A 9,810-nucleotide genomic window follows, 5' to 3' on the forward strand; every position below is an offset into this window, starting at 1 on the left:
CCTCCCGGGGCGCGGTGTGTCCGTGCGGGTGCGTCGTGGCTGGTCGCGCAGTTCCCCGCGCCCCCAACTGCCTGCCCCCGCGGCCCTGGCCGTCTCAGCGCGTCCGGGCATCTTCAGCCCGTCCGGCGTTTGAGGACGCGCGGCGCAGCCGTGCACCGGGCGCAGCCCGGGACACCCGCCCCCACCGGCGCCGGCCGTGAACCCTCCCAGCCCCGCGGCAGCGGTTTCGGGAAGGGGCGGGGAGGGGATAGCGCCGCAGGCAACGCCAGCCGCCCACCGCCCACTGCCCCGAACCACGCACAAGCGACCCGCCCCGCGACCCCCACCACCCCTCCGAAAGGCGAACCGTGCCCCAGGCCTCCCAGGACCCCACCCTCCTCGCCCGCGCCAGCGCCTGGCTCGCCGAGGATCCCGACCCCGAGACCCGCGAAGAGCTCGCCAAGCTCATCGACGCCGAAGCCACCGCCGACCTCGCGGAGCGCTTCTCCGGCACCCTCCAGTTCGGCACCGCGGGCCTGCGCGGCGAACTCGGCGCCGGCCCGATGCGGATGAACCGCGCCGTCGTCATCCGCGCCGCCGCCGGCCTCGCCGCGTACCTCGCGAAGCAGCCGGGGCACTCCCGCTCCACCGACGACGTCGTCGTCATCGGCTACGACGCGCGCCACAAGTCCGCCGACTTCGCGCGCGACACGGCCGCGGTCATGACGGGTGCGGGCCTGCGCGCCGTCGTTCTCCCCCGCCCCCTCCCCACCCCCGTACTCGCCTTCGCCATAAGGCACCTGGGCGCGGTGGCGGGCGTCGAGGTGACGGCCAGCCACAACCCTCCCCGCGACAACGGCTACAAGGTCTACCTGGGCGACGGCTCCCAGATCGTGCCGCCCGCCGACGCGGAGATCGCCGCCGAGATCGACGCGATCGCCGCCCTCGCGGACGTACCGCGCCCCGAGACCGGCTGGACGGTCCTCGGCGAGGAGGTCCTGGACGCCTACCTGGCCCGTACGGACGCCGTCCTCACCCCCGGCTCCCCGCGCACGGCGAACACCGTCTACACGGCCATGCACGGCGTCGGCAAGGACGTCCTCCTCGCCGCCTTCGCCCGCGCGGGCTTCCCCGAGCCTGTGCTGGTACGGGAGCAGGCCGAGCCCGACCCCGACTTCCCCACGGTCGCCTTCCCCAACCCGGAAGAGCCCGGCGCGATGGACCTGGCCTTCGCCACGGCCCGCCGCACCACGCCCGCCCCCGACCTGGTCCTCGCCAACGACCCGGACGCGGACCGCTGCGCGGTGGCGGTCCCGGACGCCGCGGTCGACGGCGGCTGGCGCATGCTGCGCGGCGACGAGGTCGGCTCGCTCCTCGCGGCCCACATCGCCCGCAAGGGCGGCCTCTCCCCCGACGCCGTCTTCGCCGAGTCGATCGTCTCCTCGTCCCTCCTCGGCCGCATCGCCGAGCACGCGGGCATCGGCTACGAGGAGACCCTCACCGGCTTCAAGTGGATCGCCCGCGTCGACAACCTCCGTTACGGGTACGAAGAAGCCCTCGGCTACTGCGTCGACCCGGCCGGGGTCCGCGACAAGGACGGCATCACCGCCGCCCTCGCCATCACCGAACTCGCCTCCGCGCTCAAGGAGGAGGGCCGCACCCTCCTCGACCTCCTCGACGACCTGGCCCTCACCCACGGCCTGCACGCCACCGACCAGCTCTCGGTCCGCGTCGAGGACTTGAGCATCATCGCCAACGCGATGACCCGCCTGCGCGAGAACCCGCCCGCCACCCTGGCGGGCCTCCCGGTGACCTCCGCCGAGGACCTCACCCGGGGCACGGAGTCCCTCCCGCCGACGGACGGCCTCCGCTACCACCTCACGGGCGCCCGGGTGATCGTCCGCCCGTCCGGCACCGAGCCCAAGCTCAAGTGCTACCTGGAGGTCGTCGTCCCGGTCGCGGACGCGTCCGCCCTCCCGGCGGCCCGCGCGCAGGCCGCCGAAACCCTGGCCGCCGTCAAGCGCGACCTGTCGGCGGCGGCGGGCATCTAGAAGGATTCCGCAGCGGCACGAAGAAGGGGACCGTGCGTGGTTTCGAGCGATGACCGCTCGAAACCGCGCACGGTCCCCTTGCTTTCCCCCACTCAGCCGAGTTCGCCGGCCGCCGTCTCGATGAGGTCCGTCACCGGTCCGGGACGGGAGGCCAACGAGGCGTGGCCCGCGTCGAGTTCGATGGTCTTGCGGGGGTTCATCCGCTCGGCCATGCGGCGCTCGTTGTCCGGGTGGATCATGCGGTCCTGGGCGGAGACCTGGTACCAGCTCGGCTTGGTGCGCCAGGCCGGGGAGGTCACGTTGTCGCCGAAGGCGGAGGCCAGGGGCGCCTTCTGGGTCACCGCCATGACCAGTGCCTCTTCGGCGGTCAGGTCCTGGCAGAAGCTCTCGTGGAACTTCTCCTGCTCGATCCACAGGTAGCCGTCGGAGTCCGGCGCGATGTTCTCGAACGCGGCGGGCGGCTTCTCCTGGCTGATCTGCCCCGGGCTCTCGCCCGCGTCCGGGGCGAACGCCGCGACGTAGACCAGTCCGACGACATTGGGCAGGTCCCCCGCCTCGGTGATCACCGCGCCGCCGTAGGAGTGTCCGACCAGCAGGACGGGCCCTTCGATCTGCTTGATCATCTGCTGGGTGCGTGCGGCGTCGTCGGCCAGCGAGGTCAGCGGATTCTCGACCGCGTGCAGGTCGGTGAACCCACGCCGGTGCAGCTCGACGACGACCTTCGACCAGTGGGCGGCTCCGCCCCAGAAACCGTGCACCAGCACAACAGCGGGCTTGGCGGCCATCGTGCGACCTGCCCTTTCGCTAGGGAGCCCCACCCCTCGGACACACCGTAGGCGGACGGGCCCCGGGCCGCGACCCGCGAGAACCCGGGGCATCCTTGGATCACTTCCTCCCGGGGCGGTGGTGGCAGGTGCCGACCGGCCGCCCCGTTCAGAAGGCGTGTGCCGACCGGGCCGACCGGCCGCCCCGTTCAGAAGGCGTGTGCCATCAGCTCCGCGAACAGTGCGTGCTCGTCGGCATCGAGGCCCCGCGAGCGGAACCAGGCGCAGATGTTGGCGCAGTCGCGCTGGAGGAAGTTCATCCCGTTGAGGTTGCCGACCAGGTCGACGATCTGCGGCAGGTCGATGATGACCAGCCGTTCGCCCGCCGCCAGGATGTTGTACGCCGAGAGGTCGCCGTGCACGAGGCCGTTCTGCACCATCGTCGCGAGCGCGTCGGTGAGCTGCTCGAAGTACGACGCCAGCAGCTCCGGTGAGGGCCGGACCTGAGCGAGCCGGGGCGCGGTCCTGACGGCGCCCTCCTCGTCGGTGACGGTGATCCACTCCATCAGGATCTCGGTGCCGTCGATCTGGACCGGGTAGGGAACCGGCAGCCCGAGCTTCCAGAACCGCACCAGCGCACCCCACTCGGACACCGCCCACTCACCGGCCGCGACCTGCCGGCCGAAGGTGCTCTTCCGCTTGAGGGCGCGCTCGTCGCGCGAGCGCTTCATCGAGCGGCCCTCGGTGTAGGACGCGGCGCGGTGGAAGGTCCGGTGCTCCGCAGAGCGGTACCGCTTGGCCGCCATGACCACGCCGGCGGCGCAATCCATGGGGTCGGCGCGCTCGACGAGGTGGACGTCGGCCTCCTTGCCGGTCTTGAGGACACCGAGCTCGGTGTCGACCGCGCCCTGCGAGGTCACCACCCAGTCCGGGAGCGGCTCGGGGCCGCGGCAGAGGGGTTCGACGCTGAGCCAGGTCGACCAGCGCCGGCCGTCCTCAAGGTCGTCGTAGGAACGGAAGTCGAAGACGAACCGGTCGTCGACGTCGCCCAGGTCACCCCGGGGCGGGCCGGAGCGGTGGGCGTCGGCGGGGAAGTCGTCAGGAAGTGCCGGGTGCTGCGGGTGCTGCGAGAGATCGTCGTGAGACATCGCTGGAGGTGCTCCATGAAGTGAGAGGGGGCCGGTCTGCGGGCAGGCCGAGAACAGTCGTGGTCACGGTCGTGCCTCCTCTCGTGGAGCACCGGGCAGCTCCCGGTGTCCCGCCCATGGTGAAGGGCGGGCACCGGAAGCGGCAACCGAATAAAGCCGGCGGGGCTGGTGGTTCGCGCGCCGACCACGTCGGCGAGAACGCCACGGTTGCGGCGCCCCGCCCGGTGACAGCGCGAAAGGCCCCCGTACTCACCCTGTTTTACGGGGAGTACGGGGGCCGGTGCCTTGCGGGACCCGCTCGGTCAGTACGCCGAGCCCGACGCGCCCAGCGAGCCCGTCGGGTGCCAGACCGTCTTGGTTTCCAGGAAGGCCGTCAGGCGCTCCGTGCCCTGGGGTGCCGTCCAGTCCGTCGAGGCCGACGGGCGCAGGACGCGCTTCAGGTTGTCGGCCGCCGCGATCTCCAGGTCGCGGGCCAGGTCGCTGCCCGCGCCCGCGCCCGTGAGGTCGATCGCGTTGACGTCCTGGTGGGAGGCGAGGGAGGGGGCGATCTCCGAGGCCTTGCCGGTCAGGATGTTGACCACGCCGCCGGGGAGGTCGGAGGTGGCCAGCACCTCGCCCAGGGAGAGGGCGGGGAGGGGGAACGCCTCCGAGGCGATCACGACGGCCGTGTTGCCCGCCGCGATGACGGGGGCGATCGTCGAGACCAGGCCCAGGAAGGACGAGTCCTGGGGGGCCAGGACGGTGACGACGCCCGTCGGCTCCGGGGTGGAGAGGTTGAAGAAGGGACCGGCGACCGGGTTCCCGCCGCCCGCGATCTGGGCGATCTTGTCGGTCCAGCCCGCGTACCAGACCCAGCGGTCGATCGCGGCGTCGACGACCGCGCCCGCCTTGGACTTGGACAGTCCCTCGGCCTCGCCGACCTCGCGCACGAACTGCTCGCGGCGGCCCTCCAGCATCTCGGCGATGCGGTAGAGGATCTGGCCGCGGTTGTACGCGGTCGCGCCGGACCAGCCGCCGAAGGCCTTGCGGGCCGCGACGACCGCGTCCCGGGCGTCCTTGCGGGAGGCGAGGGGCGCGTTGGCGAGCCAGTTGCCCTTACTGTCCTGCACTTCGTACACCCGGCCGCTCTCGGAACGCGGGAACTTCCCGCCCACGTACAGCTTGTAGGTCTTGAAGACGCTCAGGCGCTTCACGTCGGTCGTCTCAGACATCGAGGTACGCCTCCAGGCCGTGGCGACCGCCCTCGCGGCCGTAACCCGACTCCTTGTAGCCGCCGAACGGCGACGTGGGGTCGAACTTGTTGAATGTGTTGGCCCAGACGACGCCCGCCCGGAGCTTGTTCGCGACCGCGAGGATGCGCGAGCCCTTCTCCGTCCAGATGCCGGCGGAGAGGCCGTACTGCGTGTTGTTGGCCTTGGCGACGGCCTCGTCGGGCGTACGGAAGGACAGCACGGAGAGCACCGGGCCGAAGATCTCGTCCCGTGCCACCGTGTGCGCCTGGGTGACGTTCGTGAAGAGCGTCGGGGCGAACCAGTAGCCGGAGGCCGGGAGTTCGCAGGGGGCGGACCAGCGCTCGGCGCCCTCCGCCTCGCCCGTGTCGGCCACGGCCTTGATGCGGGCGAGCTGCTCGGCGGAGTTGATCGCGCCGATGTCGGTGTTCTTGTCGAGCGGGTCACCGAGGCGCAGGGTGGACAGGCGGCGCTTCAGCGCGTCGAGCAGCTCGTCCTGGATCGACTCCTGGACCAGCAGGCGCGAGCCCGCGCAGCAGACCTGGCCCTGGTTGAAGAAGATGCCGGTGACGATGCCCTCGACGGCCTGGTCGATGGGGGCGTCGTCGAAGACGATGTTCGCGCCCTTGCCGCCCAGTTCGAGGGTGACCTTCTTGTTCGTACCGGCCACCGAGCGGGCGATGGCCTTGCCGACGCCGGTGGAGCCGGTGAAGGCGACCTTGTTGACGTCGGGGTGGTTGACCAGGGCCGCGCCCGTGTCGCCGTATCCGGGAAGGATGTTGACGACGCCGCGCGGCAGGCCCGCCTGGCGGCAGATGTCGGCGAAGAAGAGGGCCGAGAGCGGGGTGGTCTCCGCCGGCTTCAGGACGACCGTGTTGCCGGTGGCGAGCGCCGGGGCGATCTTCCACGCGAGCATCAGGAGCGGGAAGTTCCAGGGGATGACCTGGCCCGCGACACCGAGGGGGCGGGGGTTGGCGCCGTAGCCCGCGTGGTCGAGCTTGTCGGCCCAGCCCGCGTAGTAGAAGAAGTGCGCGGCGACCAGGGGGAGGTCGGCGTCCCTCGTCTCCTTGATCGGCTTGCCGTTGTCCAGCGTCTCCAGGACGGCCAGCTCGCGCGAGCGCTCCTGGATGATGCGGGCGATGCGGAAGAGGTACTTGGCGCGCTCGGAGCCCGGCAGCGCCGACCACTTCTCGAACGCCTTGCGGGCGGCCTTCACGGCCCGGTCCACGTCGTCCTGGCCCGCCAGGGCCACCTCGGAGAGGACCTCTTCGGTGGACGGGCTGACGGTCTTGAAGACCTTGCCGTCCGCCGCCTCGGTGAACTCGCCGTCGATGAACAGGCCGTACGACGGTGCGATGTCGACGACTGCGCGCGACTCCGGCGCGGGTGCGTACTCAAAAGTCATGCGGATCAGTCCACCGTCACGTAGTCGGGGCCGGAGTAGCGGCCCGTGCTGAGCTTCTGACGCTGCATCAGCAGGTCGTTGAGCAGGCTGGATGCGCCGAAGCGGAACCAGTGGTTGTCCAGCCAGTCCTCACCCACGGTCTCGTTGACCAGCACCAGGAACTTGATCGCGTCCTTGGTGGAGCGGATGCCGCCGGCCGGCTTCACGCCGATCTGGATGCCGGTCTGGGCGCGGTAGTCCCGTACGGCTTCCAGCATGAGGAGCGTGTTCGGGGGCGTGGCGTTGACCGCCACCTTGCCCGTGGAGGTCTTGATGAAGTCCGCGCCGGCCAGCATGCCGAGCCAGGAGGCGCGGCGGATGTTGTCGTACGTGGACAGTTCGCCGGTCTCGAAGATGACCTTGAGGCGGGCCCTGTCGCCGCACTCCGCCTTCACGGCGAGGATCTCTTCGTAGACCTTGAGGTAGTGCCCGGCGAGGAAGGCTCCCCGGTCGATCACCATGTCGATCTCGTCCGCGCCCGCTTCGACGGCGTCGCGTACGTCGGCCAGCTTGACCGGGAGGGCTGCGCGCCCTGCCGGGAAGGCGGTGGCCACGGAGGCGACCTTGATGCCGGTACCGGCGAGGGCCTCCTTGGCGGTGGCCGCCATGTCCGGATAGACGCAGATCGCGGCGACCGTGGGGCTCGTACGGTCGGTGGGGTCCGGGTGGGCGCCCTTGGCGCACAGCGCCCGGACCTTGCCCGGGGTGTCCGCGCCTTCGAGCGTGGTCAGGTCGATCATCGAGATGGCCAGGTCGATGGCGTACGCCTTGGCCGTGGTCTTGATCGAGCGAGTGCCGAGCGCGGCGGCGCGGGCCTCCAGGCCGACGGCGTCGACGCCGGGCAGCCCGTGCAGGAAGCGGCGCAGTGCGCTGTCGGACGCGGTCGCGTCGACAAATGCGGATGCGGGAGCGGATGCAGAGGTGGGCATGGTCACCACTGGAGCATATCTACGCGCGTAGCGACCTGTACACCCCGTAGGGAAAGAGGGACCACCCCGTAGGGAAAGAGAGGCCGCCCCGTAGGGAAAGAGGTGCCGCCCCGTACGGAAAGGGAGAGCTACCCCATGGCGAAAGAGGTGCCGCCCCGTACAGGGGACGGGGCTTCTTCGGTCTCCTGTCCGGTGTCAGGCAGAATCGGGCTCATGACAAGCACCGGTCCCACCCCTCCCTCGGGCTCCGACGAGCCGACGGTCTACGCCGAACGCGTCTTCCGTGCGGGCGCCAACGTCTTCTGGGGCTGCCTGATGCTCGCCATCTGCGCCTGGCTCGGCATCGACGCGGCACTCAAGAGCGAGGCCATGACGGTCTGGAAGGTGTTCGCCGGGCTGCTGTTCGTGGTGCCGCTGGTGGTGGCGTTCATGCTGCGGCCCGCCGTGTACGCGGGCGAGGACCGGCTCCGGATCCGCAATCCGTTCCGTACGATCGTGCTCCCCTGGGCGTCGGTCGACGCGATCCGCACCGGTTACTCCAGTGAGGTCCTGGCGGACGGTGCGAAGTACCAGATGTGGTCCGTGCCGGTGTCGCTCCGGCAGCGGAAGAAGGCCGTCCGCAACCAGTCGAGGGCAGCTGCCGCGGACGACCCGAGGACGAGCCGCGCCTCGTTCGGGCGGCCGTCGGCGGACCGGCCGCAGGTCGCCGCGAGCGACCAGATCGTACGGGACCTCCAGGACCTCGCCGAGTCGTCGGCCACGCGGCCGGGCGCCCAGGGCAAGCCGTCGGTGCGGTGGGCGTTCGAGATCATCGCGCCGTGCGTGGTGGGACTGGTGGCACTGATCGTGCTGCTGACGGTCTAGGGACGGCCCGGCGGCCCGGGTCCCGGCCGGTCCGGTCCGTTACGGCGCGCCAGGCCAGACCAGCGTCATGTGGCCGCCGAGGTACGCGGAGAACAGCGCCGCACCACCCACCACCAGCACCGTCGTCGGGACGCGTGCGCGTGCGAGGGCCACCGCGACCGGCAGCAGCAGTGGGAACACCGGGAGCAGGAAGCGGGCGCGCGGGAAGTACACGCCGTCGGTGCCCAGGACGATCAGCAGTGTCACCGCGCTGAACACGAGCAGCGGGAGCGGCTGCCGGGCGGCGGCGCAGAGTGCCCAGAGCACGGCGGAGGCCAGGAGCACGCCCGTCACCAGGACCGGGAAGAGCGGCGGCTCGGCGGCGTACATCAGCAGCCCGCGCATCTCGCGCAGGGTCGACACGCCGCCGTCCCACGAGTTGTCCCAGCGGCGCTGTACGGAGAGATAGCCGTCCCACCGGCCAAGGCGCAGGCTCACCCAGCCGACGTAACAGAGCCAGCCGAGGGGCGCGAGCAGGCCGGCGGCGAGGGCGCGGCGGGGGTTGCCGCCACCGCCCTTGCCGAAACAGGCCGCCGCCATGACCGCCGCCGCGACGGCGATGCCCGTGGGGCGGGTGAGGCCTGCGAGGCAGGCAAGGGTCGCGGCGGTGAGCCAGCGGCCGGTCAGGACCGCGTACAGGGTCCAGGCGGCGAGCGCCGTGAACAGCGACTCCGTGTAGCCCATCCACTGGACGAGGGCGACCGGGTGCGCACCCCAGAGGACGGCCAGCAGGGTGCCCGTACGGCGCCCGTACAGGTGGTCGCCGACGGCGAAGATCCCCCATGCGGCGACGAACGACGCGGCCACCGCGAGGAGCAGCCCGAGGGTGGCCGTGCTGGGGAGGGCCCCGGGGAGCACGTGGTCCGCGCCTCTGACGAGGAGCGGCTGGAGGGGGAAGAAGGCCAGGCTGCGAAGGCCCGCGTAGCCGCGCCCGGCGATGTCGGCGTACCACTCGGAGTCCCAGGAACCGGCCAGCAAGGGCCAGACGCCGTGGCCCTTGAGATGCGCCCACGGAACGAGAACGGCAAGCCCGAGGAGCCGGACGGCGAGGTAACCGAGAAGGGCGGGGGCGGCGCGGCGGAGGGTGGGGGTTGCCGCTGCGGCCGTCGTCGTGGTCGTGGTCGCGATGGTGGTCGTACGTTGCGCGTACAAGGCGAGCCTGGCTCCTGGGAGGTACGGGAGCTACAGGCTGCCGGGGATGGGCCATGGGAGTGGCGGGCTGGTGGCGGTGGCGAAGGAATTGCACCCGTACGGCGGGACGGTCCCTCCAGCCCGCCCGGCATCTTCAGCCCGTCCGGCGTTTGAGGACGCGCGGCGCAGCCGTGCACCGGGCGCAGCCCGGGACGCCCGCCCCCACCGGCGC

The 9,810-nt window shown here is 71.6% G+C and carries 8 protein-coding genes; 2 read left to right on the forward strand and 6 right to left on the reverse strand.

Annotated features, from left to right (window positions below; all coding sequences use genetic code 11):
• Positions 1-347: 347 nt before the first annotated feature.
• A complete protein-coding gene (locus ACWGIG_RS32780) occupies positions 348-2,030 on the forward strand; it encodes a phospho-sugar mutase (RefSeq protein WP_453325330.1) in 1,683 nt (560 codons plus the stop codon).
• A 92-nt stretch (positions 2,031-2,122) separates the two neighbouring features.
• On the opposite strand, the gene ACWGIG_RS32785 is transcribed toward ACWGIG_RS32780, so the two are convergent.
• The 5 genes from ACWGIG_RS32785 to deoC all read right to left on the reverse strand — a co-directional run bounded on the left by ACWGIG_RS32785 (position 2,123) and on the right by deoC (position 7,544).
• A complete protein-coding gene (locus ACWGIG_RS32785) occupies positions 2,123-2,815 on the reverse strand; it encodes an alpha/beta hydrolase (RefSeq protein WP_453325331.1) in 693 nt (230 codons plus the stop codon).
• Positions 2,816-3,003: 188 nt separating this feature from the next.
• The gene (locus ACWGIG_RS32790; RefSeq protein ID WP_453325332.1) at positions 3,004-3,942 is read right to left on the reverse strand and encodes a serine protein kinase RIO; all 939 of its coding nucleotides are present in this window, start codon (positions 3,940-3,942) and stop codon (positions 3,004-3,006) included.
• A gap of 302 nt (positions 3,943-4,244) precedes the next feature.
• On the reverse strand, positions 4,245-5,153 hold the full coding sequence (locus ACWGIG_RS32795; RefSeq protein WP_453325333.1) for an aldehyde dehydrogenase family protein: 909 nt from the start codon (positions 5,151-5,153) through the stop codon (positions 4,245-4,247).
• Positions 5,146-6,582 carry an aldehyde dehydrogenase family protein gene (locus ACWGIG_RS32800; protein ID WP_453325337.1) on the reverse strand — a complete coding sequence of 479 codons (1,437 nt, stop codon included), beginning with the start codon at positions 6,580-6,582 and terminating at the stop codon, positions 5,146-5,148. The genes ACWGIG_RS32795 and ACWGIG_RS32800 overlap by 8 nt, the downstream gene beginning before the upstream one ends.
• The gene (gene deoC, locus ACWGIG_RS32805) at positions 6,582-7,544 is read right to left on the reverse strand and encodes a deoxyribose-phosphate aldolase (protein ID WP_453325334.1); all 963 of its coding nucleotides are present in this window, start codon (positions 7,542-7,544) and stop codon (positions 6,582-6,584) included. Before deoC ends, ACWGIG_RS32800 begins: the two co-directional genes overlap by 1 nt.
• A 213-nt stretch (positions 7,545-7,757) precedes the next feature.
• On the opposite strand from deoC, the gene ACWGIG_RS32810 reads away from it, so the two are divergent.
• Positions 7,758-8,408, forward strand: coding sequence for a PH domain-containing protein (locus ACWGIG_RS32810; protein WP_453325335.1), 651 nt, complete (start codon positions 7,758-7,760; stop codon positions 8,406-8,408).
• 39 nt (positions 8,409-8,447) lie between these two features.
• Here the strand turns inward: ACWGIG_RS32810 and ACWGIG_RS32815 are convergent, their stop codons facing one another.
• Positions 8,448-9,599: a hypothetical protein gene (locus tag ACWGIG_RS32815; protein WP_453325336.1), complete on the reverse strand. Its 1,152-nt coding sequence runs from the start codon at positions 9,597-9,599 to the stop codon at positions 8,448-8,450.
• Between the last annotated feature and the right edge of the window lie 211 nt (positions 9,600-9,810).

It is taken from the genome of Streptomyces sp. NPDC054863, from assembly GCF_053610825.1.

Excerpts from the sequence above, each read along its gene's own strand:
- ACWGIG_RS32785 (WP_453325331.1), bottom strand. The coding sequence starts at position 2,815 with ATGGCCGCCAAGCCCGCTGTTGTGCTGGTGCACGGTTTCTGGGGCGGA.
- ACWGIG_RS32790 (WP_453325332.1), bottom strand. The coding sequence starts at position 3,942 with ATGTCTCACGACGATCTCTCGCAGCACCCGCAGCACCCGGCACTTCCT.
- ACWGIG_RS32795 (WP_453325333.1), bottom strand. The coding sequence starts at position 5,153 with ATGTCTGAGACGACCGACGTGAAGCGCCTGAGCGTCTTCAAGACCTAC.
- deoC (WP_453325334.1), bottom strand. The coding sequence starts at position 7,544 with ATGCCCACCTCTGCATCCGCTCCCGCATCCGCATTTGTCGACGCGACC.
- ACWGIG_RS32810 (WP_453325335.1), top strand. The coding sequence starts at position 7,758 with ATGACAAGCACCGGTCCCACCCCTCCCTCGGGCTCCGACGAGCCGACG.